Here is a 25737-nt window from a genome sequence, read left to right as displayed (position 1 = left end):
GCACGCCGCTACCCGCACCCTGACGTACCGGTGGCCTGCGTCGCGTCGCGCAGCACGCGGGAGCCGACGAGGTCGGCGTCGACGAGCACCGTCGCGAGCTCGTTCCCGGGTTCCGCGACCTCGAGCCGGCGGGGCTGCGCCGCGGCCGTGGAGCCGTCGCTCAGCAGGACGCACGTCGTGCCGTCGTGGTCCACGCGCACGGCCGTCGACGGGACGGCACCGCGCTCCGCAGGGTCCTGGAGCGCGAGGATCGCGCCCCGGTAGCGCACGGTCGAGGTCGCCTCGTCGACGATCCGCTCGAGCGTGCCCGCGGCCGCGGCCTCCTCGAGCGCCGCCACGACGCCGTCCAGCTCGGCGCCCTGGGGCGCCGCGCTCGACATCGGTACCTCGACCTCGCCCAGGCGCAGCACGACCGGCTCCCGAGCGAGCCGGCCGAGACCGCCGCCCTCGGCGATCGGGGCCACGGTCAGCGCCTCCACGGGCTGCGAGCCCTCCAGCACCGCGTCGCCCGCCTCGACCCGGTCCCCCAGGCCGACGAGCGGACCGGTCACCGCGGGCACGGCGTCGTCGACGCGTACCACGTACGAGAGGTGGAACTCCCCGTCCCGGGAGACCCCGAGGCGCTCCTGGAGCGCCCGGACCGCCTCGCGCGTCGCCGGGCCGAACCGGTCGTCGACGCGGTCGGCGTCCAGGTACCCGAGCGACACGAGGTAGTCCCCGAGCGCGCGCACGTCCGTACCGCGGTCGCCCGAACGCAGGTCGCGCCACAACGGGCTGCCGCGGTACACGAGCACGTCGACGCCGTCGAGGGCGAACAGCGCCTGCCCGACCTCGACGGGACCCGCTTCGGCGAGGGCCGTGACGACGCCCCCCGCGGGAGCGCGCACCTCGGGCGCCACGGCGCGCACCGTCGCGACCTCGACCGCGGTCCGTCCGTCGTCGGAACGGGCGCCGACCTCGACGACCGTCGGCGCCGGCACCGCGACGCTCCGCTCCTCCGCGGCGTCGACGAGCGGGAACGCCACGGCGACGGCGACCACGGGCACGGCCCACAGCGCCACCAACGGCACCAGGCGCACCCAGCCACGGGACCGGTCGCTCCTCACAGGGCGTCGTACTCCGCGACGCACGACGCCTCGTCCAGCCCGGCGCCGGCCACGGCGCGCTGCGCCTCCGCGAGCGTCGACGGGACGCCCAGCCCGCGCTCCTGCAGGCAGTACCTCAGCGCGTCCAGCAGCGACGTCTCCTCCTGGTTCGAGGACTGCCAGACGACGTCGACGAACTTGAGGTCGCGGTCGTAGCAGGTCTTCTCGACTCCGGAGTCGACCGCCTCGGCCGGGATCCCGCCCTGCCACACCACCCCGACGAGCTCGACGTCACGAAGCTCGTAACCCTCAGCGCGCAGACACGCCCGAAACCTCTCGAACCCCGCCGTGTACTCGTCCTGGGTCACCTCGCCGTCAGTCAGCGCCTCGCGCTGCTCCGGACCAGCCGAGGAGAGGTCCTCGTCGGCGTTGATCGCGTCGAACTGCGGGATGTCGTCGGAGCCGGAGCCGCCGCAACCGGCCAGCAACAGCGTCCCCACGAGGACTCCGACGAAGGCACCCGCACGACGGGAGGGGCGCACCATCACACCGCGGCGGGCACCGAGGCCCGCGTCGTTCCGGGACGAGTCACTGCTTCCCCTCAACGTTCGTCGTCGAACATCGGACAGTGGGGCTCAAGGTAGGGGCTCGCACCATATTGCACAACCCCGCAAAACAAAACGTCGAGCTCTCCCGCGGGCGCGACGCAGCGGCCAGAGCCCCGCGCTCGACGTGCGCCGGGCAGTCCGACGGGACCCGGCCTGCGGGCACCGGGTCCCGTCGTCGCGTCAGGCGCGGTGGGCGCTGCCGTCGGTGGCGCGCAGGAGCGCCCAGCGGTCGTGCTCCAGCGGGGCGCCGACGGGGTACTTCCGGGCCGCGGCCTCGTCGAAGTCGACGCCGAGCCCGGGGGCCTCGGGGGCGAGCAGGTGGCCGTCGGTCGGGACGGGGGCGCCGGGGAAGACCTCGAGCGTCGCGTCGCGGAAGGCCGCCGCCTCCTGGACGCCGAACGCGGGGGAGGAGATGTTGAGCGCCATGTTGGCCGCCATCCCGACGGGCGTGACGTCGCCCGGCCCGTGCGGCGCGGTGCGCACCCCGAACATCTCGCACACGGCGACGAGCTTGCGCGTGGGCGTGAGCCCGCCGAGCGTGGGGATGCGGAGGCGCGCGAAGTCGATCGACCGGCCCGCGACCAGCGGGAGGTAGGCGCGGGGGTCGTGGTAGAGCTCGCCGACCGCGAGCGGGGTGGTGCCGGCGGCGCGCAGCTCGGGGAAGTGGGCGGCGTCCTCCGGCGCGAGCGCGTCCTCGAGGAAGTACAGGTGGGCGTCCTCGACGGCGCGCACGAACTGCCGCGCCTCGGCGGGGGTCATGCGCTCGTGGGCGTCGTGCAACAGCTCGACGTCGGGACCGACGCGGTCGCGCACGTCGGCGAGGATGCCGGGCACGTGGCGCAGGTAGGCGAGCGTGTCCCAGCGGTCGGTGCGGGCCCGACGCCGCGCGGCCTCGGCCTCGTCGCGGGGTGCGGTGCCGTAGGTGTCGCGTCCGGGGACGGCGACCTGGACGCGCACGTGCCGGTAGCCGCGGTCGACGGCGGCGAGGACCTTCTCGGCGACCTCGGCGGCGTCGGCGCCGTCGACGTGCGTGTACGCGTCGGCGTAGGCGCGGGCCTTCCCGCCGAGGAGCTGGTGGACGGGGAGGCCGGCGACCTTGCCCTTGAGGTCCCAGAGCGCGACGTCGACCGCCGCGAGGGCGTTGTGCTCGATGGAGCCTCCGCGCCAGTAGCCGCTGTTGAGCAGCAGGCGGTGGAGGTCCTCGATGTCCGAGGGGTCGCGACCCACGAGCATCGGGCCGAGGTACTCGTCGATCACGGTGCGCGTCGCGAGGGGGCGCTGCGGGTCGCTGCCGTCGCCGAGCCCGTAGAGGCCGGGCTGGTTGGTCTCGACCCGCACCACGACGTACGGGCAGCCCTGCGGGCCCGTGAGGAACGTGCGCACCGCGGTGATCCGCAGGCCCTCGTCGCCGGCGCCCGAGCGCTCGGGGGCCCACGGCGCGGGGGCGAGCACCTCCCGGGCGCCCTCGCGGACGACCTCGGTCCCGACCTCGAGGAGGTCGGCTCCGGTGCCGACCGTGCCGGGCTGCTGCGCTGCTGTCATCGGTGACCTCGTTCCGCGGGTTCGGGGGTGCGCGGGACGGTCCGCGCGACGGTGGACGGGGCCGGGACCACGGGGTGTCCGATCGCCGTCGTTGACACTGTACATCGAATTGATTTATGTTTCCGGAACCGCGACGCTGCCCCGGCGTCGCCCGTGGACCGAGAGGCTTCCCGTGAACCGACACCGACGTCGTCCGTTCCCCGCCCGCATCACCGCGACCATCGCCACCTCCGCCCTGCTCGCCGGCGCGCTCGCCGCGTGCAGCGGGCCGGCCGGTGGCGGCGGCAACGGCGGCGGCTCCGGCGAGGGCGACCCCGACAGCCTGACCATGTGGACCTTCAAGCAGTCCCACGTCGAGCCTCTCCAGAACGCCGCGAAGACGTTCGAGGAGGAGACCGGGATCTCGGTCGACGTGCAGGCGTACACCCCCGACGACGCGTTCATCACCAAGGTCCAGGCGGCCGCGCAGACGGGCGACCTGCCCGACGTCATGGAGGTCCACACGCACGGCGACGACTTCACGTTCGGGGGCGCCGGGCTGCTCGAGGACCTGTCCGACGACGTCGACGACGACTGGAGCTCGCGCTTCCTGCCCGCCGTCGCGGAGGACGGGACCGTCACCCCGGCGTACTACGAGCAGTCGCTCGCCGAGGGCTCCAAGACCGCGGGGATCGAGGAGGGTCAGCGGTTCTCCGTGCCCTTCACGATCGGCACGTTCGGCATCGTCTACGCCAACAAGGAGCGCCTCGAGGCGGCCGGGGTCACCGAGGCCCCCACGACGTGGGAGGAGTTCGTCGCGGCGCTCGACGCCGTCAAGAAGACGAACCCCGACGACGGCGGCGTGAGCATCGGCTTCCAGTCGTCCACGACGGGCCTCGAGTGGCTCATGCAGCCGATGGCCTACGGCCAGCTCGGCAAGGACGACTTCGGCGCCCTGTTCGGCCAGGACCCGGCCAAGAACTTCGCGTCGCCCCACGGTGTCAAGGTGCTGGAGACGTACAACCAGATCCAGCCGTACTGGATGCCGGGCACGCAGTCGCTGACGATCGACGACGCGGACATCGCGTTCGCGCAGGGCAAGTCGACGTTCGACATCGGCGGCACCTTCACCCTCGCCTTCCTCGCCCAGAACGGGATGGACGCCGAGAACATCGTGACCTTCCCGGTCCCGGCTCCCGAGGGCGGCGCGATCGACGACCTCCAGCTCGCCCCGTTCGGCCTCACCGGCCTGTCGGTCTCCGCGACCACGGGCAACAAGGACGGCGCGCTCCAGTGGATCAAGTACCTGTCCGAGCAGGACGTGGCGGCCACGTTCGCGAAGGACGCGCTCGACGTCCCGCCCGTCGACCTCGGCGACGACCCGTCCTCGACCGTCGGCCCGGTCCTCGGCGCGATGATCGGCGCGTTCGGCGAGGGCGAGAACGCCTACAACCCCGGTGACACGTCGTACCGTCCCGCGGCGTACGACGCGGCCCAGGTGGGCGACGCCGTCATGGAGCTGACGCCGCTCGCGACGCAGGACGTCGCGACCGTCTCGACGACCGTGGCCACGCTCATCGACACGTTCTGGTCGCAGTCGAAGTGACCACCCCCGCGACGATCGCCGCCGACGCTCCCGCCCACGGGAGCGTCGGCGGCGGCCGGCGCCGCGGCCGGCAGAAGATGCGCTACCGCGGCAAGGAGGTGGCGTGGGGCTACGTCTTCATCGCTCCCGCGCTCCTGCTGTTCCTCGTCATGGGCGTGTACACGCTCTTCTTCGGCGCCCAGCTCTCGTTCGTGCGCTGGAACGGCCTCACGCCCACGTGGGAGTGGGTCGGGCTGAAGAACTACGCCGACCTGCTGTGGGCGAGCCCGATCTACGCCCCGGTCGTGCACCGCGCCGCGCTCAACACGCTCGTCGTGATGATCGCGGTGCCGATCCTCATCCTCGCGGTGGCGTTCCCGCTCGCGATCGTGCTCAACCAGGCGCGCCGGTTCGCCGGTGTCCTGCGCTCCGTCTACTTCGTCCCGTACGTCACGGCGGGCATCGCGGTCTACATGGCCTGGCAGTACGTGCTGGAGCCCAACGGCGCGATCAACCTCCTGCTGCGCGCGCTCGGCCTCGGCAGCCTCGCGCAGCCGCAGGGCTGGCTCGGCAACCCGTCCACGGCGCTGCCGACGCTCATCGTCATCATGGTCTGGTCCGGGGTCCCGGTCGCGATGCTCCTCTACCTGACGGGCCTCCAGTCGATCGACTCGTCGGTCCTCGAGGCGGCCCAGCTGGACGGTGCCGGGTGGTGGCGCACCAACTTCTCCGTGGTGCTGCCGCTCCTCAAGGGCACGACCGCCGTCATCATGCTGCTCAACGTGCGCGACGCGCTCCAGGGCTTCCAGATCTTCCTCATCATGACGAACGGCGGCCCGGCCGGTCGTACGAACGTCCTCGGCCTCGAGACGTACGACCTCGCGTTCCAGCAGCAGCTCGCCCCGACCCTCGGCCTCGCGAGCGCGCTCGGCTGGCTCCTGTTCTTCGCCGCGCTCGCCGTCGCGATCGTCAACCAGCGCGTCACGAGGGAGAAGTGATGACCACCGTCGCCGACCGCACGCAGCTCCCCGACGTGCCCGCCCTCACCCCGCGCCGTCGCGGCACCCCCGCCAAGGTGGTCGTCGCGCGCGTCGTGGTGGGCGTGCTCCTCGTCGGGTACGCCGTCGTGAGCCTGTACCCGTTCCTGTGGATGGTCTCGGCCGCGTTCAAGACGCAGCAGGAGATCGTCATGGGCGGGGGCAACCTCGTCCCCGCCGAGCCGACGCTCTCGACCCTGGTCGACACGTGGAGCCGGCTGCACTTCTTCGACTACTTCCTCAACAGCGTCAAGGTGACGGGCCTGACGACGCTCGGCGTCGTCGTCGTGTACTCGGCCGCGTCGTACGCGTTCGCGGTGCTGCGCTTCCCGGGGCGGCAGGCGTTCTTCCGCCTGTTCCTCGTGCTGCTGTTCGTGCCGGGCGTCGTGACGCTCCTGCCGATCGTGCTGCTCGAGAACCAGCTCGGGATCCTCGGCACGCACCTGGGGCTCATCCTGCCGTTCGTCAACGGCACCGCGCCGCTGTCGATCCTGCTGCTGACCAACGCGTTCCAGTCCGTGCCCGGGGAGCTGCGGGACGCCGCGCGGGTCGACGGCGCGGGCGAGCTGCGCATCTTCGCGCGCGTCTACGTGCCGCTCGCACGACCCGCGATCATCACGATCGCGCTGCTCACCGCGATCCCCACGTGGAACGAGTACCTGCTGTCGCGGGTGTCGCTCAACGACCCGTCGACGTTCACGCTCCCCATCGCGCTCCAGCAGCTCCAGTCGTCGAACGTCGTCCAGTACAACCAGCTCATGGCGGGCGCGCTGATCGTCGTGATCCCGGTGATCATCCTCTTCCTCGCGACGCAGCGGTACTTCGTCAACGGCCTGGTGGGTGCCGTGAAGGGGTGACCCGGGGGCCTCTCGGCCCCGACCGCGCAGCACGCACCACCGCACAGATCGGAACCACGCCATGCACTCCACCACGTCCACCGACGCGCCCACCGGGCCCGCCCTCCTGCCCGGGGCCACGCTCCTCGTCACGGGGGCCGCCGGGGTCATCGGGCGGGTCGCCGTCCCGCGTCTCGCCGCCGCGGGGTACCGCGTCGTCGCCACCGACCGCGCGCCGTTCGACGCGCCGACGGCCGTCGCGAGCCTGGTCGGCGACACGCGCGACGCGACCTTCGTCGACGCCGCGCTCCGTGCGGGGCAGGGTCCGGACGCGCCCGCCGTCGACGGCGTCGTGCACCTCGCGGCGATCGCCTCGCCGGGCCAGGTGCCCGACGACGAGACGGTCGCCCAGAACGTGCAGGGCGCGTTCTGCGTGCTCGACGGCGCGGGCCGGGCGGGCGTGCGCGTCGCCGTCGCGGCGTCGTCGTTCTCGGCGTACGGGTACCCGTGGGCGGGCCGGCACCTCTCGCCCGCCTACGTCCCGGTCGACGAGGCGCAGGAGTCGGTCGCGGTGGACGCGTACGCGCTGTCGAAGCTCCTGTCCGAGCAGGTGGGGGAGTACGTCACGCGGCGCTACGGCCTGCCGACGACGATGCTGCGCATGCCGTTCGTCGGGTCGGGCGACCGGCTGCGCGAGTGGGTCGACCTCGCGCACCGCGACCCGGGCGCGATCCGGCAGGAGCTGTGGACGTGGCTCGACACGCGCGACGCGGTGGACGTGGTGCGCGCGATCCTCGAGTCGGGCGTCACGGGCCACCACGTCGTCAACGTCGCCGCGCCCGACACGACGAGCGACGTGCCGACGGCCGAGCTCCTCGAGCGCTTCCACCCGGGCTCCCGCGTGACGCGGCCCCTCGACGGGTTCGCGTCCGTCATCGACACGACCGCGGTGCGCGAGCTGTTCGGGTTCGTCCCGCGCCACGACTGGCGCACGGGCGACGCGCTCGACCCCACGAGCGAGGCGCCGGCCGAGGGGGTGAGCGCCTGACCCCCTGAGCACGCACGCGTCAGTCAGTCCGAGAACAAGGGTGTTGAGGATGAGCATGCATGCTGGAGCAGGACGGGTCGTCGCCACCGGCGCGGCCCTCGTCATGGCGGTGACGGGGCTCGTGGCCCCCGCCGTCGCGAGCCCGGTGGTCGACGTCGACCGCTACCCGGTCGGGGTGGGCGCCGACCTGTCGACGACCCCGCGCACGCACGGGATCGCGGTCGCGACCGCGCCGACGACCGGGGCGCAGGCGACGGGCGAGGAGGGTGGTCGCGCGTTCTGGCGCACCGACGCCGCGGCCGGCGCCGAGCGGATCGCGCTCGACGTCGCGGACGCGTACGTCGGGCGCCTCGCCGACGTGCCCGGGTACCTCGTGGTGGACCACCGTGCGGGCGAGCAGATGGTCGCGACCGCGGCCGACGGCTCGGTGCTCGGTGCGGGCGCGCCGGAGGCGGACGCCGACGGCGACGGCTGGACGTCGACCGTCGTCGCGCTCCCCGCCGGGGCGCTGGGACCGGGGACGGAAGCGGGCGGAGACCCCGAGGTGTCGCTCGCCGCGACCGACGGCGAGCTCTCCGTCGCGTCCGTGCGCGTCGTCGCGCAGGGCACGAGCGTGGACCTCGGCCCGACCGTCGCCGAGCGCGGGATCGCCGTGCGCGCGGGCGACGCGACGGCGGGTCTCGTCACGGGGACCGCGGACGGGCGCGGGTACTGGCAGACCGGCCGGGCGCAGGGCACCAGCTTCGTCTACGCGAACGTCTCGGACGCGTACGCGCTCGACACGCGCGACCGCGTGCTCGTCGACGCGACCGTGCAGCAGGGCGGCGGCGACATGTTCCTCCAGTACGACTCGCCGGGCGACACGATCCCGCACATGTTCAAGCCGTCGCCGCGCCTCGCGCTCGGCACCGACGGCACGTGGGTCTCGCGCTCGTGGCTGCTCGACGACGCGATCCTCACCAACCGCTCCAACGGCTCCGACTTCCGGCTCTCCGTCGAAGGGTCGCCGCAGGACGTGCGGATCGACTCGCTCGCGGTGACCGTCGTCCCGCGCGAGGTGGACCCCGCGATCGCGCTGCGGCGCCTCGTCGAGCGCGCCGACGTCACGTACGCCGCCGCCCGCGAGGGCGAGCGCGACGGCCAGTACCCGGCGGGCTCGCGCGCCGGGCTGCGCGCCGCGATCGACGCGGCCGACGCCGTCGCGCAGGACCCGGACGCGAACGGCGACGCGGTGGACGCCGCGACGACGGCCCTGGAGGACGCGCTCGAGGACTTCCTCGGGTCGCAGGTCACGACCGACCTCGCCCGCGGCAAGCCCGTGACGGTGAGCTCGGGAGGCCCTGCCGCCGCGGCGACGGACGGGGACCGCGGCACCGCGTGGACCTCCGCGCGCGACGGCGACGCCGAGTGGGTCCAGGTCGACCTGGGCGCCGTCACCGAGATCGACGAGGTGCTCGTGCGCTGGACGCCGGACTACGCGCACGTCTACCGCGTGGAGGTGTCGACGGACGGCACGACCTACGACGAGGTCGCGAGCGCCGGCGCGATCGACGCGACGGGGGTGCGCACCCGGTTCGAGCCGGTCGACGCGCGCTACGTGCGCCTCGCGCTCGACGAGCGGGCGACGCAGCGCGCGGCGTTCGCGCTGACGGACCTCGAGGTGCGTCGGGCTCCGGCCGTCCCGGTCGAGCCCCGCCTCGTCGAGACCGTGTTCCCGACCGAGGACGTCGTGGTCGCGGACCAGGTGGTCACGGACTTCGGCGCCGACCCCACGGGCGAGGCCGACTCGACCGCGGCGATCCAGGCGGCGCTGTACGCGTGCCAGGACGCGACGGGCGGCACGGTGTGGCTCCCCGCGGGCACGTACCGCGTCACGGGCACGCTCGAGGTGCTCCCGCACTGCACGCTGCGCGGCGACCACCCCGACCGCGCGATCTCGCCCGACGCCGACCCGCTCGACGGGACGGTCGTCGTCGCGGACCTGCCGTCGGGCGACGACGGCCCGAGCCTGTTCCGCGTGGGCGGGAACGCGGGCGTCGTCGGCGTCACCACGTACTACCCCGGCCAGGACGCGGCGGACCCCGTGCCCTACGGCTTCACGGTCGAGCTCCCGGGCCGCGCGTGGCAGGGCGAGCAGAACTACATGATGAGCAGCGTCGAGCACGTGACGATGCTCAACTCGTACCGCGGCATCGGGATCTCCACGATGGCGCACGACCGCGGCGAGGGCGGTCCGGGCTCGCAGGTGCACGAGATCGCGAACGTGCGCGACGTCGTCGGGACCGCGCTGCTCGAGGGCGTCGTCGCGTACAACGGCGCGGACGTCGGTACGTGGCAGGACGTGACGTTCGACAACGGCGTCTGGGCCGGTGCGGGCGCCGCGTACGACGCGCCGGAGCGTGCGGTCCTCGACGCGTGGACGCGCGAGCACGGCACGGGCCTGGTGCTCGGCGACCTGGAGTGGGACGAGTTCTCCGGGATCACGGTCGCGGACTACGCGGTCGGCATCCGCATCGTCAAGGGTCAGCGCGCGAGCTTCACCGGCTCGTTCCTCGACACCGAGGTGCGCCGCACGGACGTCGCCGTCCAGGTCGAGGTCTCCGACGACCGCTGGGGCACCGCCTTCGCGGGCGGCACCCTCGAGGGCTCCGAGGCCGCGGTCCGCAACACGTCGGGCGGCTACGTCAAGCTCACGGGCACCGACGTGAGCGGTGCCTTGGAGGGGACGGTCCACGTCCTCGAGGGTCCGGACGGCGGCGTGCCCGCGCGGCCGGAGACGGTCCTCGCGCCGCGTCCGGCCGAGCGGCTCGTCGACGTCACGAAGACCCCGTACGACGTGCCCCGCACGCCGGGCCGGATCTCCGACGTCGACGTGACGGCGGCGATCCAGGCGGCGCTCGACGACACCGCGGCCGCAGGCGGCGGCGTCGTGTACCTGCCCGCGGGCTGGTACACCGTGCGCGGGCACCTCACGGTCCCCGCGGGCGTGGAGCTGCGCGGCTCCGCGGGCGTGGCGAACCGCGACTCGCTCGAGCTGAGCGGCGGCACCGTGCTCCTCGCGTACGAGGGCGGCGTGGCTCCGGCGGCGCCGGGCGAGCCCGACCCGTCGGTCGACGAGACGGCGTTCGTCACCCTCGCGGGCGAGGACGCAGGCCTGCGCGGGCTGCGCGTCTTCCACCCCGAGAACAACCCGGCCGGCCCGGACGGCGTCCGGTCCTACCCGTTCGCCGTGCGCGGCGACGCGCCGGGGAACTACGTGGTGAACGTCGGACTGACGAACGCGTGGAACGCGATCGACCTCACCGCCGCGGCGGACGGGTTCCTCGTGCGGCGCGCGGTCGGCCTCTTCCTCTCCGAGGGCGTGCACGTCGGCGCCAACGAGGGCGGCACGGTCGAGAACGTGCTGTCCAACGGCAACGTCATCACGCGCCTCGCGTACGGGCTGCCGGGCTGGGTCGAGGGGGCCGACCTGTTCGGCCAGGTCATCGACCCGGTCGCGCGCGAGCGCGAGGTCCTCGTGCGGGCGACCGGGTCGCAGGACCTCACGGTGCTCAACACGTTCGCGTACGGCACGCACGACGGCATCGTCGCGAGCGACGGTGCCGCGGTCCGGGCGTTCAACCTCGGGACGGACAACCTCGGCCCGGGCGGGCACACCGTCGACGCGGACGCGTCGAGCACGGTGAGCGTCGTCAACCTCATGCGGTTCAACGGCACCACGAGCCGTGGCCCGGTGACGATCGTCAACCCCCTCGCCATCCACATGGCGACGTCGGCGCTGGGCGTCGCGGCGGACGCCGCGGAGGGTGCCGCCGGGACCGTGCGCGTCGAGGGCAACGAGGCGGAGCCGGGCCGGTACGAGACCGGGAGCGCGGTGGCCGTGGTCGCCGAGCCCGCCGACGGGTCGGCGTTCGCCGGCTGGCGCGACGCCTCCGGCGCCGTGGTCTCCCGCGACGCGCGATACGCGTTCGCGCTCGCGGCCGACACGTCGCTCACCGCCGTGTTCGTCGTCGCGCCGACGACCGACGTCGAGGTCGAGGCGACCGGGCGGTGCCTCGCGGGCCGCGCGTACGTCGCGGTCCGCGCCCGCAACGGAGGCGAGGACCCCGTGACGGTGCGCCTCGCGACGCCGTTCGGGGAGCGCACGGTCGACGACGTCGCCCCGGGGAAGAGCGCCTACCAGTCGTTCGCGACACGGGCGACGGCGGTCGAGGCGGGCGCGGCGCAGGTCACCGTCACCGCGGACGGCGGCGACGTCGTCCTCACGGCGCCGTACGACGCCGTGCGCTGCGGCTGACACATCCCGGCCGCGCACCCGCGCGGCCGGCACGACGGCGGGGTCCGGGGCGACCCGGACCCCGCCGCGCACGGACGGGCCCGCAGGAGGCCCGCAGGAGAGGACGCAGGACATGACGGCAGCGGGCGACGAACCCGGGACGATCCACGGGGCGGACCCCGGCGAGGTCCGGCGGCGCGCCGGCTGGCTCGGCCAGGTCGCGCGCGTCGAGCAGCTCGTCGACGCCGACGGCCCGGCCCGCGGGGCGCGCCGCGTGCGCGTCGTGACGGGCGGCGGGCTGGAGCTCGACGTGCTGCCCGACCGCGCGCTCGACCTCGGCCGGGTCACGGTGCACGGCGTCCCGCTCGCGTGGATGGCCCCCGCGGGGCTCGCCGCGCCCGGGCTCTACCAGGGCGACGACTTCGGCACGACGTTTGGCGGCGGGCTGCTCGTCACGTGCGGCCTCGACCACGTCGGGTCGCCCACGGTGGACGACGGGCGACGGTTCCCGCAGCACGGCCGGCTCACCGCGGTCCCGGCGAGCGTGGAGCGCGCCGCCGTCGTGGGCGACGAGATCGTGGTCGAGGGCGTCGTCCGCCAGGCGTCGCTCCACGAGGAGCACCTCGTGCTCCGGCGCCGGGTCCGCGCGGGTCTCGGGACGACGTCGGTCACCGTCGAGGACACCGTGACCAACGAGGGGTGGCGCCCCGAGCCGCACCTCGTGCTCTACCACGCGAACCTCGGGTGGCCGCTCGTCTCCGAGGCCGCGGAGCTCGACGTCTCGTCGCAGCACGTCGAGCCCGACGGGCCGGACGCCGTCGGCGACCGCTGGCGCGAGATCACCGCGCCCGCCGACGGCTACCGCCAGCGGGTCCACCGGCACGACCTCGTGCCCGGGACCGGGCGCGCCGTCGTGACGAACCGCGAGCTGGGGCTGCGCCTGACCGTCTCGTTCCCGACCGCGACCCTGCCCGTGCTGTACCAGTGGAAGATGTTCGCCCCCGGGCAGAACGTCCTCGGGCTCGAGCCCATGAACGCGCCCGCGATCGGCGGCCGCGTCGCCGCGCGCGAGGCGGGCGTCCTGCCCGTCCTCGCACCGGGCGAGGCCGTCTCCTACGCCGTGCGGTTCGACGTCGAGCGCGTCTGACCCTCTCGCCCGGACCGCACCGCGATCCCCCCGTGAACCAGCACGAGCCGTCCGCCGACCCCACTGCCCGCGCCCCGCGCGAGACCGCCCAGGAGGCTGTCGCATGACCGACCGCACGTCCCCGCCCACCGCCCTCGTCGTCCGCGGCGGCTGGTCCGGGCACCGGCCCGAGGAGACGACCGACCTGTTCGTCCCCTTCCTCAGCGCGCAGGGCTACGTCGTGCGCGTCGAGCCGTCACCCGCCGTGTACGCCGACGCGCGGACCATGGCGCAGGTCGACCTCGTGGTGCAGAGCGTGACCATGAGCGAGATCAGCACCGAGCAGGTCGCCGGTCTCGTCGCCGCCGTCGAAGCGGGCACGGGCCTCGCGGGCTGGCACGGCGGCATCGTCGACTCCTACCGCGCGAGCAGCGAGTACGCGCACCTCGTCGGCGGGCAGTTCGCCCACCACCCGCGCCGCACCGCCGGCCCCCCGCTCGGGCCGCTGTGCGGCGACGAGACGGACAGCTTCGTCACGCACGCGGTGCGCGTCGTCCCGGAGCAGTCCCACCACCCCGTCGTGGCCGGGCTCGACGACTTCGAGATCACCACCGAGCAGTACTGGGTCCTCACCGACGACTACGACGACGTCCTCGCGACGACGACCGTCGAGGCCCGGCCCGAGGACCCCTGGCACGACGCGTCGACCTCGCCCGCCGTCTGGACGCGGCGGTGGGGCGCGGGCCGGGTGTTCGTGTGCACCGTCGGGCACCGGCCCGAGGACCTCGAGCACCCGACCGTCCGCACGATGGTCGAGCGAGGGATGCTCTGGGCGAGCCGGCGGGAGCACGCGCTGTGACCGCCGAGGCGCGGACGCTCGAGGTCTCCGTCGGCGCGACCGGTCGTCCGGCGGGCGTCGGGATCGTGGGCTGCGGCGCGATCAGCGGCCAGTACCTCGAGACGCTCCCCCGGCTCGACGGTCTGCGGCTCGTCGCCGTCGCCGACCTCGACCCGGGTCGCGCGGCGGCCGTCGCGGCCGAGCACGGCGTGCGGGCCCTCACCGTGGACGCGCTCGTGCGCGACCCCGAGGTCGACGTCGTCCTCAACCTCACCACGCCCGCCGCGCACGAGGAGGTGGCGCTCGCGGCGGTCGCGGCCGGCAAGGACGTGTACGGCGAGAAGCCGCTCGCCGCGGACCGGGCCGCCGCCTCGCGGGTCCTCGCCGCGGCCGACGCCGCGGGCGTGCGCGTCGGGTGCGCGCCGGACACCGTGCTGGGCACGGGGATCCAGACCGCGCGACGCGCGGTCGACGAGGGCCTGCTCGGCACGCCCGTCGCGGCGACGGCGACGATGGTCACCGCGGGCCACGAGCGGTGGCACCCGCACCCCGACTTCTACTACCTCCCGGGCGGCGGGCCGCTGTTCGACATGGGCCCGTACTACGTCACGGCGCTCGTGCACCTGCTCGGCCCGGTGACGTCCGTGGTCGGCGCGTCGAGCCGGGCGCGGGCGACGCGCGCGATCGGCTCCGGGCCGCGCGTCGGCGAGGAGATCCCGGTCGACGTGGACACGCACGTGACGGGCGTCCTCACGCACGCGTCGGGCGCGCTCTCGACCCTCGTCATGAGCTTCGACGCGCCCGCGAGCCAGGCGCCGCCGATCGAGGTGCACGGCACGCTGGCGTCGCTCCAGGTGCCCGACCCGAACGGGTTCGACGGCGTCGTCCGGCTCCGGGGCGTCGCCGAGGGCGCTGCCGACGCATGGCACGAGCTCCCCGTGAGCGCGGGGTTCCCCGGCGCCGGGCGCGGGTACGGCCTCGCGGACCTCGTCGCCACGCCCGACGGCGTCGAGCCGCGCGCGAGCGGTCGGCTCGCCCTCCACGTGCTCGACGTCATGGAGTCGTTGCTCGACGCCGCGGGCACGGGTGCGCGCGCGGAGGTCGGCGCTGCCGCCGACCGCCCCCGTGCCGTCCCGCTCACGACCGTCCCCGGCGAGAGGGGGTAGCTCGCCGACGCTCTGCACGAGACGTGACCGACCGTGCCGGCGGCGACGACGACGTCGCGCCGGCGCCCCCAGAGAAACGGACTTGAGCACATGAGCTTCACCCGACGTTCCTTCCTCGGCCTGACGGCCGCCGCCGCGGCGACCGCCGCCGTCGGCACCTCCGCCTCCGCCTCCGCCTCCGGCCCGGCCGCAGCCGCCCTCCCGGGCGCCGCCGTCGCGGTGAGCCCGCCCGGAGACGTCGTCGGCAAGATCACCGCCGGCTACCAGGGCTGGTTCGCGTGCCGGGGCGACGGCGCCCCCATCGACGCGTGGTGGCACTGGGCCCGCCAGGCCGACCAGGCGCCGTCGACCACCAACACCGTCATCAAGTCGTGGCCCGACGTCCGCGAGTACACGACGACCTACCAGACCGCGTTCCCCGCGCTCGGCGACGGCCGCCCCGCGCGCCTCTTCTCGTCGTACGACCAGCAGACGGTCGACACGCACCTGCGGTGGATGGCCGAGAACGGCATCCACACGGCCGCGCTCCAGCGCTTCAACCCGTTCGGCGGGGAGGGCCCGACGCGCGACGTCATGGCGAGCCGCACCCGCACGGCCGCCGAGCGCGCGGGCGTCAAGTTCTACGTCATGTACGACGTGAGCGACTGGTACGCGATGCGGAACCAGATCACGCAGGACTGGACGACGAAGATGTCGGCCCACGTCGCCTCGCCCGCGTACGCGCGGCAGAACGGCAAGCCCGTCGTCGGCATCTGGGGCTTCGGGTTCGACGACGCCCAGCGTCCCTTCACGCCGCAGGAGTGCCAGGAGGTCGTCGACTGGTTCAAGGCGCAGGGGTGCTACGTCATGGGCGGCGTGCCGACGTGGTGGCGCGAGGGGACCGGGGACTCGCGACCCGGGTTCGGGGGCGTGTACCGGTCGTTCGACATGATCTCGCCGTGGCTCGTCGGCCGGATCGGGAACGTCGCGGGCGCGGACGACTTCTACCAGCGCGCCACGGTGCCCGACCTCGCGGAGTGCGTGCGCCTCGGCATCGACTACCAGCCGTGCGTCCTGCCCGGCGACCTCCAGGAGGGCCAGCGCGCGCACGGCGACTTCATGTGGCGCCAGTTCTACAACCACGCCCGGGCGGGCGTCGCGAGCGCGTACATCTCGATGTTCGACGAGTACAACGAGGGCAACCAGATCGCGAAGACGGCCGCGACGGCGGCCGACGTGCCCGCCGGGTCGGGCATGCGCGCCCTCGACGAGGACGGCACGGCGTGCTCCTCCGACTACTACCTGCGCCTCACGAACGACGGCGGTCGCCTGCTCCGCGGCGAGATCGCGCTCACGGCCGTGCGCCCGACGCCGCCCGTCGTCGGCGGTGGGCCGGGCCCCGTGACCGGCCTCGTCACCCTCCGGGCCCGCGCGAACGCGCAGTACGTCCAGGCCCGCCAGACCGACGGCGGCACGCTCGTCGCGGGCGGACCGACGGTCGGCGCGCGGGAACGGTTCCGGCTGGAGGAGCTGGGCGGCGGGGTCGTGGCGCTGCGCGCCGAGGTGAACGGGCAGTACGTGTGCGCGGAAGGCGCCGGCGCTCAGCCGCTCGTCGCGAACCGTGCCGCCGTGGGCGCGTGGGAACGGTTCCGGCTCGAGGACCTCGGTGGCGGTGCGGTCGCGCTGCGCGCCGAGGTCAACGGCCGCTACGTGTGCGCCGACGGTGCGGGCGCCCAGCCGCTCGTCGCGAACCGGACCGCCGTCGGGCCGTGGGAGACGTTCGACCTCGCGCGGCTCTGACCCGGCTTTGACCCCTCTCACGCGCTGCGGGCCGGCACCGGCACGGTGCCGGCCCGCAGCGCGTGACGTTCAGCGCGCGGGCTCGACCTCGCGCGCCCCGACGTCGGAGGCCTCGACCTCGCTAACCACGGCCGGGAGATCGGCCACGCTGTCGACGACGTGGGTGTGCGGCGCCGCCTCGAGGACCGCGCGCGGGACGCCGCCGCTGAGCACGCCGACGACGACGCGCGCCCCCGCCTGGGTCCCGGCGCGCAGGTCGAGCACGGTGTCGCCCACGGTGAGGACCTGCGCGACGTCGGTGACGCCCGTGCGCTCCATCGCCCGGTGGACCATGTACGGCGCGGGACGGCCGGCGGGGACGTCGTCGGTGGTGACGACGGCGTCGACGACGCCCGTCCGCCACCCGAGGCGGTCGAGCAGGAGCCCGGTGACGTCGGCGGAGAAGCCGGTGGTGAGGGCGAGCCGCACGTCCTGTGCGCGCAGGGCGGCGAACGTGTCGAGCACGCCGGGCATCGCGACGGGCGGCGTCGCGTCGTACGCCTCGCGCAGGATCTGCTCGAAGTCGACGAAGGTCTCCTCGACGGCGGTCGGGTCGCCGCCGAGCGCGAGCAGCGCTCGGATGGCGGTGCGCTTGTCGGCGCCCATCCAGCGCGCGACGTCGTCGACGTCGGCGGCGCTGCCGTGCCGGCGCACCGCGTCGTGCAGCGCGCGGTAGACGGCTCCTCCCTCCTCCACGGTCGTGCCGGCGATGTCGAAGGCTGCGAGAGCGATCACGGGGTGTCCTTCCGGTGGGGTGGTGCGGTTCAAGGGGCGGCGGAGGGCGCGCGCCGTCAGGAGAGGTCGGGGAGCCCCGCGCGGTCCAGCGCGTCGGCGGCGAGCCCCAGGCCCGTCGTCATGCCGATGCCGGTCGTCACCGTCGCGACGTGGACGCCGGGCTCGGGCTCGGCCAGGAGGAGCTCGCGGTCGGGCGCCGAGGCGTACGTGCCCTGCCAGCGTTCGACGACGGCGAGGTCGTCGCGGCCGAACAGGTCGCGGGCGAGGCGCAGCAGCACCTCGAAGCCCTCCTCGTCCTGGAAGACGGGCGCGTCGTCGCCGCGCGCGTGCGTGTCGCCGAGGAGGAGCGTCCCGTCGGCCTGCGGCGTCGCCATGAGGTTGACGTCCCACCGGGCCGCCTCCGGGTCGGCCGCCGCGAGCTCCGCGGCGACGTCCGGCGCGGAGGGGCACGCGGCGAGCGCCGCGTAGCGCACGGTCGACCAGCCGGTGAGCAGCGGGGTGCGGAGCCCGAGCGGCGACCCGGGCGGCGACCCGGGCCGGACCCGGAGCATGTGGAGCCGGCAGCGACGCAGTCCCACGGACGCGGCGACGTCGGGCAGGAGGCGGTCGAGGTCGTGGTGCGTCGCCACGACGACCACGTCCGCGTCGAGCGGCCCGCGCGTCGTCTCGACCCGCCCGGTGCGCACGGCGCGGACGGCCGTGCGCCACCGGAACGTCACGCCCTGCGACGCCAGCCAGGCCGCGAGCGCCGGCGCGGCCGCGCGCGGGTCCACCTGGAGGTCGAGCGGCAGGTGCGCCGCGCCGACGACGTCCGCCGCCCGGACGGGGACCGCGGCCCGGGCCTCGTCCGCCCCGAGCAGGCGCACCTCGTCCGCACCGCGCTCGTCCGCGAGCTCGCCGAGCAGGCGCAGCTCGGGCGCCGTCCGGGCGACGACGTGCGTGCCCGTCGGGGCGACGGCGAACCCGGCCGCGGCTCCGAGCGCGAGCCAGCGCTCGCGGGCGGCGAGCGCGTACGTACGCGCCCGACCGGCCTGCGCCGTCGTGCAGACGTGGCCGAAGTTCTGCACCGACGAGCCGACGACCGCGGACGCCTGCTCGACGACGGTCACGCGGTGCCCGCGCCGGTGCGCCTCGGCGGCGGCGCCGAGGCCGACGACGCCGGCCCCCACGACGACGACGTGGGCGGGGGTGGAGCGGAGCATGGGGGTCCTTCCGTCGGGGGTCGAGTTCACCGGGGGTCCACCTGCGGGCGGTACGGTCCGCCCGTGACGAGGTCGACCGAGATCGTGCGCGTGCTCGCCGAGGAGCTCGCGCGGCTCCCGCCCGGGACGCGCGTGGCGTCCGAGGCGGAGGTGGGGCAGCGGTTCGGCGTCGGGCGGGCGGCGGCGCGCGCGGCGCTCGCCGAGCTCGAGCGCCGCATGCTCGTGAGCCGCATCCAGGGCCAGGGCACGTTCACCCGGCGCCGGGTCGACTACCTGGTGGCCCCGGGCCGCGCGCCGTCGTGGAGCCGGACGCTGCGGGCCGTGGGCGCGGAGCCGCGCGCCGTCGTGCTCGCGTGCGACGAGGTGCCGCTGCCCGACGACGTGGCGGCGGCCCTGGAGACCGCGCCCGGCACGGCGGGCTTCCGCCTCGTGCGCCGGTCGTTCATCGACGGCATGCCCGCGGCGTGGGGCGTCGAGTGGCTGGCCGCCGCGCTCGTGCCCGAGCTGCCGGCGGCGCTGCGGCACGAGGAGTCGCTCGACACGATCTTGCGCCAGTCCGCACGCGCGGTGCCGGAGCGCGCCTGGACCCGGGCGAGCATGGAGTCGGCTCCCGACGACGCGAGCGCGGGTCTCGGCTGCCGCCCCGGCGACCCGGCGTGGCTCATCGCGAGCCTCGCGCGCGACGGCGTCGGCGGACGCCCGCTGCTGTCCACGGAGCGGTGGGTGCGCGCCGACGCGGTCCGCGTCGTGCTGGAGCTCGGTGAGGCCTGACCCGTCCGTCACGGGCGCACCGCGACGCGGGGCGCCGTGCCGGGGGGCCCGGCGAGCACGTCGCCCAGGGCGTCGAGCGGGACGGGGGCCGACACGAGCTCGCGCCACGGGACGGCGTCGCGCGTGCGGTCGAGCAGGTCGAGCGCCGCGCCCAGGTGCCGCGGCTCGTAGTTGTGGACGCCGGTGACCGTGAGCCAGCCCCGCACGACGCGCTCCGGGTCGAGCGCGACCGCGGGCGCGGGCGCCACCGACCCCGCGAGCACGAGCCGGCCGCCGACGTCGAGCACGTCGAGGCAGCGCGCGACGGCGGGGCTCGCCCCGGAGAGCTCGATCGCGACGTCGACGAGGCCGACGGGCTCGTCGACGGCGCGCGCGGAGGTCGCGCCGAACCGGAGCGCGAGCCCGCGCCGCGCGGGGTCGGGGTCGGTCACGACGACCTCGGCCGCCCCGGCGTCGCGCGCGGCGGCGACGGCCGTGATGCCGAGCATCCCGGCGCCGCTCACGAGCACCCGACGGCCGCCGAGCGGGCCGGCGGCCTCGACGACCGCTGTCACGGTCGCGGTCGCGCACGCCGCGGGCGCCGCGAGCTCGTCGGGCAGCCGGTCGGGCACCCGGGCGAGGGTCGCCCCGGCGGGCAGCACGAGGTGGCGGGCGTACGTGCCGCTCAGCGCCCACTCGGACTCGAAGGACTCGTGCCCGACCTTGCGGACGGCGCGGCACTTCGCGGTCCGTCCGGCGAGGCAGCGGTCGCACGCGCCGCACGCGACGGCGACGCCGGGGACCACGCGGTCGCCAGGGGTGAGCCGGTGCCCGTCCACGGCACGCGCGCCGTCGGGCCCGATGGCCACGACCTCGCCCACGGCCTCGTGGCCGAGGACGGAGGGGGCGGGGGAGCGCCGTCGTCCGGTCACGGTGTGGCGGTCGCTGCCGCACACGGTCGCGAGCCGGACCCGGACGAGGACCTCGCCCGGCTTGAGCTCGGGCAGGGGGACCTCGGCGAGCCGCACGGCGGCACCTCCCTCCCAGAGCGCGACGGTGGTCAGGTCAGCTGTGCGCGGATCCATCCGGAGAGCCTCTCGATGACGAGGACGACGAGGAACACGAGGAGGACGATCCCGCCGGCCACCTCGAAGTGGAGGGTGCGGACCGCCTCGAAGAGGAGGAACCCGACGCCGCCCGCGCCGACGATCCCGAGGATCGTCGAGGTGCGGATGTTGACGTCGAGCAGGTACAGGCCCGAGCCGACGATCGACGGCATCCCCTGCGGCAGGACGGCGGAGAAGAGGACCTTCCACCAGCCGCCGCCGACCGAGCGGACGGCCTCCGCGGCGCCGGGCGGGATCTCCTCGACCGCGTCGGCGACGAGCTTGCCGAGGAACCCGATCGAGCCGATGCCGAGGGCCATCGCCCCGGCGACGGGGCCGAGGCCCACGGCGGCGACGAAGACGACGGCGAGGATGAGCTCGGGGATCGCCCGGACGACGAGGATGGTCGTGCGGGCGGCCGCGTAGACGGTGGGGTGCGGGGCCACGGTGCGCGCGGCGAGCAGGCCCAGCGGGAGGGACAGCACGACCCCGATCCCCGTGGCGACGAGCCCGATCGCGAGCGTCTGGAGCATCGCCTCCCACAGCGCGGGACCGAGCGAGGTGAGGTCGGGCGGGAAGGTGCGGCCGGCGACCTCGAGCAGGCTCGGGACCGACGTGACGATCTCGAGCGGGTCGATGCCGAGGCGGACGAACGCGACGACGACGAGCGCCGCCGCGGCGCCTCCCGAGACCCACCGCACCGCGCGGTCGCGGCGGAACCGCGGCCTCCGCGGCGCGAGCAGCGTCCGCCGGACCGCGACCGCCAGCAGCTCCATGACGGCGATCAGCACCAGGATGACGGCGACGATCCCGAGCGCCTTGGGGTACACCAGGCCGCGCAGGGCGTCCTGGAGGGCGAACCCGATCCCGCCCGCGCCGACGAACCCGAGCACCACCGACGTCCGCAGGTTGATGTCGACGCGGTAGACGAACGCCGACACCCACGCCGGCACCACCTGCGGCACGACGCCGTTCAGCAGCTCGCGCAGCCTCCCGACGCCCACGCTGCGCACGGCCTCCCGCGGCCCCGGGTCGGCGTCCTCGATCGCGTCCGCGAAGAGCTTGCCGAGCATCCCCACGGAGTGCAGCGCGAGCGCGAGGACCCCGGGCAGGACGCCGAGCCCGAGAGCCCGGACGAACAGCACGGCGAAGACGAGGTCGGGCACGGCACGGCAGAACGTGATGACCGCGCGCGCGACGGTCGCGACGGCGGGGTGCGGCGTCGTCGTGCGGGCGGCGAGGAACGCGAGCGGCACCGACAGGACCGTGGCGAGCACCGTGCCGAGGAACGCCATGAGGACCGTGTCCAGGGCGAGCGTGGCGATCCGGGCGGGGTCGTCGACGCGCGGCGGCAGCATGCGCTCGACGAGGTTCGCGACGTCCTCGCCGCCCGCGACCAGCGTGGGCAGGTCGAGCCCGATGGACGACGCCGCGACGAGCGTCGCGACCACCGCGCCCCCGGCCAGCCCGCGCAGCACGAGCTGGCGGTGCGTGGTGCGCGGGCGCGCGGGAAGGCGCGGGGCGGCGGTCGTCGGGGCGGGCGCCTCCCGGGTCGCGCGCGTCGCCTCCGGGGCCGGCGCACTCACGCCGGCACCCGCGCTCGGGAGCGCTGCGCGACGCCGCCGGCGAGGTCGGCGGCCGTGCCGGACCCGGCCGCGGCCTCGCTCGTGCCGGTGCCCGGCTCGACGCGCCGGTAGATGGCCAGTGCCTCGTCCCGCGTGAGGCCCGCGGCGGGACGGTCGAGGACCTTCTCCCCGTGGCGCAGCCCCACGAGGCGGTCCGCCCAGCCGAGCGCGAGGTCGACCTGGTGCAGCGTGCACACGACCGTCAGGCCCTCCTCGGCGCAGACTCGCACGAACAGGTCCATGACCGCGCCCGCGTTCTCCGGGTCGAGGGACGCGACCGGCTCGTCCGCGAGCACGAGCAGGGGACGCTGCATGAGCGTGCGCGCGATCGCGACGCGCTGCTGCTGCCCGCCCGAGAGCGTGTCCGCGCGCTGGTACGCCTGGTCGGCGAGGCCGACGCGCTCGATGTGGGCGAGCGCCTCGGCGCGCATGCGGCGCGAGTACGTCGAGACGCCGTACCGCGGGCCGCGCACGCGGCCGAGCCCGCCCACGAGGACGTTCTCCAGGCACGTGAGGCGGCCGACGAGGTTGAACTGCTGGAACACGAAGCCCACCTCGGTGCGCAGCCGGCGCAGCTCGCGCGACGACGCGTGCTCCATCCGCGTGCCCGCGACCGTCACCTCGCCCGCGGTCGGACGCTGGAGCCCGTTGAGGCAGCGCAGGAGCGTCGACTTGCCGGAGCCCGACAGGCCCAGCAGGACGAGCAGCTCGCCGCGCGCGACGTCGAGGTCGACGCCCGCCAGGGCCGTGGTCCCGTCGAACTCCTTGACCAGACCACGCACCCGGACCAGCGGCTCCGCCGCCACCGGCGCGGCGGGCACGGTCAGCCCTCGCACTTGTCCGACTTCGTGAGCGTGCAGACCTCGCGCGTGCCGTCGTAGTCCGCGTCCTCCGCGGGCGCGAAGCCCCACGCGTCCTCGTCCGTCAGCAGGCACTCGCCGTCGCAGAAGCCCCGCGAGAGCAGGTACTCCGAGTTGGCCTTCTCCGTGAGGAGGGTCGTGAGCGTGGCGATGTTCTCCGCGCCGAGCGCGTCGTTGCCGACGAACAGCGAGCCCGAGATCTTGGGAGAGCGCCAGACCTCCTTGAGGTCGCCCTCCGCGAGGTCGCCCGCGGCGGGCAGCGTGTCCTCCACCATCGACTGCATCGCGAAGCCCGCCTCGCAGTCGCCCGCGGCGACGGCGAGCGCCGACGCGTCGTGCCCGCCCGCGAACACCGGCTGCACGCCCGCGGCGAGGTCCTTCTCGGTGCCGGACGTGATGACGCCCGCGTCGATGAGGCCCGAGCTCGGGTAGAGGAACCCGGACGTGGAGCCCGGGTCGACGAAGCACACGCTGCGGCCGGCGAAGTCCTCGAGCCCGTCGATCTCGGCGTTGTCGCCCTGCGTGATGCCGAGCGAGTAGTAGCCGGGCTCGGCGCCCTTCTCCTCGATCACCGCGCCGAGCGGCGTGATCGCCGCGTCGTTGTGCGTCGCGATGACGTACGCGAACGAGCCGAGGAACGCGAGGTCGACCTTGTCCGCGATGAGGCCCTCGATGACGCCCGCGTAGTCCGACGCCTGGCTCACCTCGACCGTCGCGCCCGTCTCCGCCTCCAGCATCGCGATGATCGGCTCGTACCCGGCGGCGAGGTCGGTCGAGTTCTCCGCCGGGATGGCGCCGAGGCGCAGGACCTTCGGGAAGCCGCTCTCGGTGGTGCCGGTCGCGGACGCGTCGGCGGCCTCGCTCGATCCCCCGCACGCGGACAGGGCGAGCGCCGCGACGCCCGCCAGGGCCACGGCGGCGAAGGAGGTGGTGGTGGTCTTCATGTCGACTCCGGGGGTGTGACGTCCGAGGCGGCACCGGGGCCGGCGCCGACTGGAGTCTGGGAGGCGCGGACGAACCGACGGCCCTGCACGGGTGAACCGCCGGTGAACTGTCGTTCACCGTCTCGCCAGGTCGTCCGGACAACATGCGCCCATGTCCCCGACCACCACCGTCTCCGGCAGGGTGCTCCCCGCCCGGAACCCGGGGCACGGTCCCCGCGACCTCGTCGACGCCCCGGCCGACTACGTCCTCGGCGGCGTGACCGCCGTCCTCCCGGACGCCGTCGTCGACGACGCGCGCGTCGTCGTGCGCTCCGGCCGCGTCGTCGAGGTCGGCCCCGCCCCGCGCGGTGCGCGCCCCGACCTCCACGGCGGCGGCGCCCTGCTCCTGCCCGGCCTCGTCGACGTGCACACCGACGTCCTCGGCCACGAGGTGCGCCCCCGGCCGGGCGCCCGGTTGCCCCTCCCGCTCGCGGTGCGCACCGCGATCGCGCGGCTCGCCGCCGGGGGCGTCCTCACCGCCTTCCACGGGGTCGCCTACGGGGAGCGGACGCCCGTCGGGCTGCCCGCGGGCGAGCCGGAGCCGCGCGAGATGCTCGCGGCGCTCGCGGACGACGCGGCCCACGCCGACGGCGCGCGCGCGCTGCACCGCCTCGACGTGCGCTGCCCGGCCGCGGTGGCCGAGCTGCGCGCGGTCCTCGACGAGGCGGCGTCCGGGACGGAGCGCGACGGGCCGGGCGGGGTGCCGCTCGTCTCGCACGAGGACCACACCCCCGGCATCGGGCAGTACGCGCGGCCGGCGACGATGGAGCGGTGGCTCGTCGAGCGCGCGGGCATGTCGGCGGGCGCCGCGCACGACCACGTGGCGCGGTGGCGCACGGACCGCGAGGCGCGCGCCGACGTCGGGGCGGCGACGCTGGACTGGCTCGGTGGTCTCGCCCGGGCCGGGCGGGTGCGGCTCGCCGGGCACGACCCGGAGACGACGTCCGACGTCGAGGCCCTCGTCGCGCGGGGCGGCGCGGTCGCGGAGTTCCCGACGACGGTCGAGGCGGCGCGCGCGGCGCGGGCCGCCGGGCTCGTGGTGGTCGCCGGAGCCCCGAACGCGGTGCGCGGCGGGTCGCACGCGGCGAACGTCTCGGCGCGCGAGCTCGTCGCGCTCGGGCTGGTCGACGCGCTCGCGTCCGACTACGTGCCGTCCGCGATGCTCGCCGCCGTCGACGTGCTCGTGCGCGAAGGATTGGCGACGCTGCCGGCGGCGGTGGCGCTCGTCACCTCCGGCCCCGCGCGCGCGGCTGGCCTCACCGACCGCGGTGCGCTCGTCCCCGGGGCGCGGGCCGACCTCGTCCTGGTCCGGTCGCGCGGTGGCTGGTCGTCGGTCGCGGCGACGCTGCGCGCGGCGTCGGGCCCCGGTTCCCCAGGACCCGACGCCGCTCCGTCAGCGACCGGTCGGCGGACGACCGGTCAGCGGTCCGGTCAGCGGTCCGTCCACGCCTCCGGGAAGCCCGGCAGGTCCTCGCCGCCGAACTTCGCGTAGTGCAGCGACGGCATGTCCTTGTTCGCCTCGAGGTACGCGT

Annotated in this window: 20 protein-coding genes; 11 read left to right on the top strand and 9 right to left on the bottom strand. The window is 75.3% G+C overall.

Going from position 1 to position 25737, the window contains the following annotated elements:
* Positions 1-8: 8 nt before the first annotated feature.
* The 3 genes from FB00_RS17495 to FB00_RS17485 form a co-directional block, all read right to left on the bottom strand.
* Positions 9-1106, bottom strand: a complete 1098-nt coding sequence (locus tag FB00_RS17495) for a peptidoglycan-binding domain-containing protein (protein ID WP_156533013.1) — start codon at positions 1104-1106, stop codon at positions 9-11.
* Positions 1103-1585 carry a hypothetical protein gene (locus FB00_RS22165; RefSeq protein ID WP_156186449.1) on the bottom strand — a complete coding sequence of 161 codons (483 nt, stop codon included), beginning with the start codon at positions 1583-1585 and terminating at the stop codon, positions 1103-1105. The genes FB00_RS17495 and FB00_RS22165 overlap by 4 nt, the downstream gene beginning before the upstream one ends.
* 288 nt (positions 1586-1873) lie before the next feature.
* Entirely contained in the window at positions 1874-3235 is a 1362-nt protein-coding gene (locus tag FB00_RS17485; RefSeq protein WP_082141459.1) for an enolase C-terminal domain-like protein, read from the bottom strand.
* Positions 3236-3407: 172 nt separating this feature from the next.
* On the opposite strand from FB00_RS17485, the gene FB00_RS17480 reads away from it, so the two are divergent.
* The 9 genes from FB00_RS17480 to FB00_RS17440 all read left to right on the top strand — a co-directional run bounded on the left by FB00_RS17480 (position 3408) and on the right by FB00_RS17440 (position 16905).
* Complete coding sequence (locus tag FB00_RS17480) at positions 3408-4820, top strand: ABC transporter substrate-binding protein (RefSeq protein WP_197088844.1); 1413 nt, start codon at positions 3408-3410, stop codon at positions 4818-4820.
* Positions 4817-5797 carry a carbohydrate ABC transporter permease gene (locus FB00_RS17475; protein ID WP_197088843.1) on the top strand — a complete coding sequence of 327 codons (981 nt, stop codon included), beginning with the start codon at positions 4817-4819 and terminating at the stop codon, positions 5795-5797. The genes FB00_RS17480 and FB00_RS17475 overlap by 4 nt, the downstream gene beginning before the upstream one ends.
* Complete coding sequence (locus tag FB00_RS17470; protein WP_047234192.1) at positions 5797-6693, top strand: carbohydrate ABC transporter permease; 897 nt, start codon at positions 5797-5799, stop codon at positions 6691-6693. Before FB00_RS17475 ends, FB00_RS17470 begins: the two co-directional genes overlap by 1 nt.
* A gap of 61 nt (positions 6694-6754) precedes the next feature.
* Positions 6755-7720, top strand: coding sequence for an NAD-dependent epimerase/dehydratase family protein (locus tag FB00_RS17465; protein ID WP_047234191.1), 966 nt, complete (start codon positions 6755-6757; stop codon positions 7718-7720).
* 55 nt (positions 7721-7775) lie between these two features.
* Positions 7776-12017: a discoidin domain-containing protein gene (locus FB00_RS17460; protein WP_082141458.1), complete on the top strand. Its 4242-nt coding sequence runs from the start codon at positions 7776-7778 to the stop codon at positions 12015-12017.
* A 112-nt stretch (positions 12018-12129) separates the two neighbouring features.
* Positions 12130-13143, top strand: a complete 1014-nt coding sequence (locus FB00_RS17455) for an aldose 1-epimerase family protein (RefSeq protein WP_047234190.1) — start codon at positions 12130-12132, stop codon at positions 13141-13143.
* Positions 13144-13246: 103 nt separating this feature from the next.
* On the top strand, positions 13247-13981 hold the full coding sequence (locus FB00_RS17450) for a ThuA domain-containing protein (protein ID WP_047234189.1): 735 nt from the start codon (positions 13247-13249) through the stop codon (positions 13979-13981).
* Complete coding sequence (locus FB00_RS17445) at positions 13978-15126, top strand: Gfo/Idh/MocA family protein (protein WP_047234188.1); 1149 nt, start codon at positions 13978-13980, stop codon at positions 15124-15126. The genes FB00_RS17450 and FB00_RS17445 overlap by 4 nt, the downstream gene beginning before the upstream one ends.
* 90 nt (positions 15127-15216) lie before the next feature.
* Complete coding sequence (locus tag FB00_RS17440) at positions 15217-16905, top strand: hypothetical protein (protein ID WP_047234187.1); 1689 nt, start codon at positions 15217-15219, stop codon at positions 16903-16905.
* A 69-nt stretch (positions 16906-16974) separates the two neighbouring features.
* Here FB00_RS17440 and FB00_RS17435 read toward each other — a convergent pair whose 3' ends face one another.
* Together FB00_RS17435 and FB00_RS17430 are read right to left on the bottom strand one after the other, a co-directional pair.
* Complete coding sequence (locus FB00_RS17435) at positions 16975-17679, bottom strand: phosphonatase-like hydrolase (RefSeq protein ID WP_047234186.1); 705 nt, start codon at positions 17677-17679, stop codon at positions 16975-16977.
* A gap of 56 nt (positions 17680-17735) precedes the next feature.
* On the bottom strand, positions 17736-18881 hold the full coding sequence (locus tag FB00_RS17430) for a TIGR03364 family FAD-dependent oxidoreductase (RefSeq protein WP_047234185.1): 1146 nt from the start codon (positions 18879-18881) through the stop codon (positions 17736-17738).
* Between the two features lie 63 nt (positions 18882-18944).
* Between FB00_RS17430 and FB00_RS22160 the strand changes: the two genes are divergently transcribed.
* Entirely contained in the window at positions 18945-19652 is a 708-nt protein-coding gene (locus FB00_RS22160) for a GntR family transcriptional regulator (RefSeq protein WP_047234184.1), read from the top strand.
* Between the two features lie 8 nt (positions 19653-19660).
* Here FB00_RS22160 and FB00_RS17420 read toward each other — a convergent pair whose 3' ends face one another.
* Genes FB00_RS17420 through FB00_RS17405 form a run of 4 tightly spaced genes read right to left on the bottom strand, consistent with a single transcriptional unit; the run spans position 19661 to position 24166 of the window.
* Positions 19661-20716, bottom strand: a complete 1056-nt coding sequence (locus FB00_RS17420; protein WP_047234183.1) for a zinc-binding dehydrogenase — start codon at positions 20714-20716, stop codon at positions 19661-19663.
* Entirely contained in the window at positions 20692-22323 is a 1632-nt protein-coding gene (gene phnE / locus FB00_RS17415) for a phosphonate ABC transporter, permease protein PhnE (protein ID WP_082141456.1), read from the bottom strand. The genes FB00_RS17420 and phnE overlap by 25 nt, the downstream gene beginning before the upstream one ends.
* Complete coding sequence (gene phnC / locus FB00_RS17410; protein WP_231581921.1) at positions 22320-23183, bottom strand: phosphonate ABC transporter ATP-binding protein; 864 nt, start codon at positions 23181-23183, stop codon at positions 22320-22322. The genes phnE and phnC overlap by 4 nt, the downstream gene beginning before the upstream one ends.
* A gap of 2 nt (positions 23184-23185) precedes the next feature.
* On the bottom strand, positions 23186-24166 hold the full coding sequence (locus tag FB00_RS17405; protein ID WP_047234182.1) for a phosphate/phosphite/phosphonate ABC transporter substrate-binding protein: 981 nt from the start codon (positions 24164-24166) through the stop codon (positions 23186-23188).
* A gap of 151 nt (positions 24167-24317) precedes the next feature.
* On the opposite strand from FB00_RS17405, the gene FB00_RS17400 reads away from it, so the two are divergent.
* On the top strand, positions 24318-25697 hold the full coding sequence (locus FB00_RS17400; RefSeq protein WP_082141455.1) for an alpha-D-ribose 1-methylphosphonate 5-triphosphate diphosphatase: 1380 nt from the start codon (positions 24318-24320) through the stop codon (positions 25695-25697).
* The last annotated feature ends 40 nt before the right edge of the window (positions 25698-25737 follow it).

It is taken from the genome of Cellulosimicrobium funkei (genome assembly GCF_001019615.1).
Taxonomy (GTDB): domain Bacteria; phylum Actinomycetota; class Actinomycetes; order Actinomycetales; family Cellulomonadaceae; genus Cellulosimicrobium; species Cellulosimicrobium cellulans_E.
Note: the sequence above shows the minus strand (reverse complement) of the source record. Positions and strands in the feature narration are given on the sequence as shown.

What these genes read in the sequence shown, in the direction of transcription:
- FB00_RS17485 (WP_082141459.1), bottom strand. Translation starts at nt 3,235, where the DNA reads ATGACAGCAGCGCAGCAGCCCGGCACGGTCGGCACCGGAGCCGACCTC.
- FB00_RS17470 (WP_047234192.1), top strand. Translation starts at nt 5,797, where the DNA reads ATGACCACCGTCGCCGACCGCACGCAGCTCCCCGACGTGCCCGCCCTC.
- FB00_RS17465 (WP_047234191.1), top strand. Translation starts at nt 6,755, where the DNA reads ATGCACTCCACCACGTCCACCGACGCGCCCACCGGGCCCGCCCTCCTG.
- FB00_RS17460 (WP_082141458.1), top strand. Translation starts at nt 7,776, where the DNA reads ATGCATGCTGGAGCAGGACGGGTCGTCGCCACCGGCGCGGCCCTCGTC.
- FB00_RS17455 (WP_047234190.1), top strand. Translation starts at nt 12,130, where the DNA reads ATGACGGCAGCGGGCGACGAACCCGGGACGATCCACGGGGCGGACCCC.
- FB00_RS17450 (WP_047234189.1), top strand. Translation starts at nt 13,247, where the DNA reads ATGACCGACCGCACGTCCCCGCCCACCGCCCTCGTCGTCCGCGGCGGC.
- FB00_RS17440 (WP_047234187.1), top strand. Translation starts at nt 15,217, where the DNA reads ATGAGCTTCACCCGACGTTCCTTCCTCGGCCTGACGGCCGCCGCCGCG.
- FB00_RS17430 (WP_047234185.1), bottom strand. Translation starts at nt 18,881, where the DNA reads ATGCTCCGCTCCACCCCCGCCCACGTCGTCGTCGTGGGGGCCGGCGTC.
- FB00_RS17420 (WP_047234183.1), bottom strand. Translation starts at nt 20,716, where the DNA reads ATGGATCCGCGCACAGCTGACCTGACCACCGTCGCGCTCTGGGAGGGA.
- FB00_RS17405 (WP_047234182.1), bottom strand. Translation starts at nt 24,166, where the DNA reads ATGAAGACCACCACCACCTCCTTCGCCGCCGTGGCCCTGGCGGGCGTC.
- FB00_RS17400 (WP_082141455.1), top strand. Translation starts at nt 24,318, where the DNA reads ATGTCCCCGACCACCACCGTCTCCGGCAGGGTGCTCCCCGCCCGGAAC.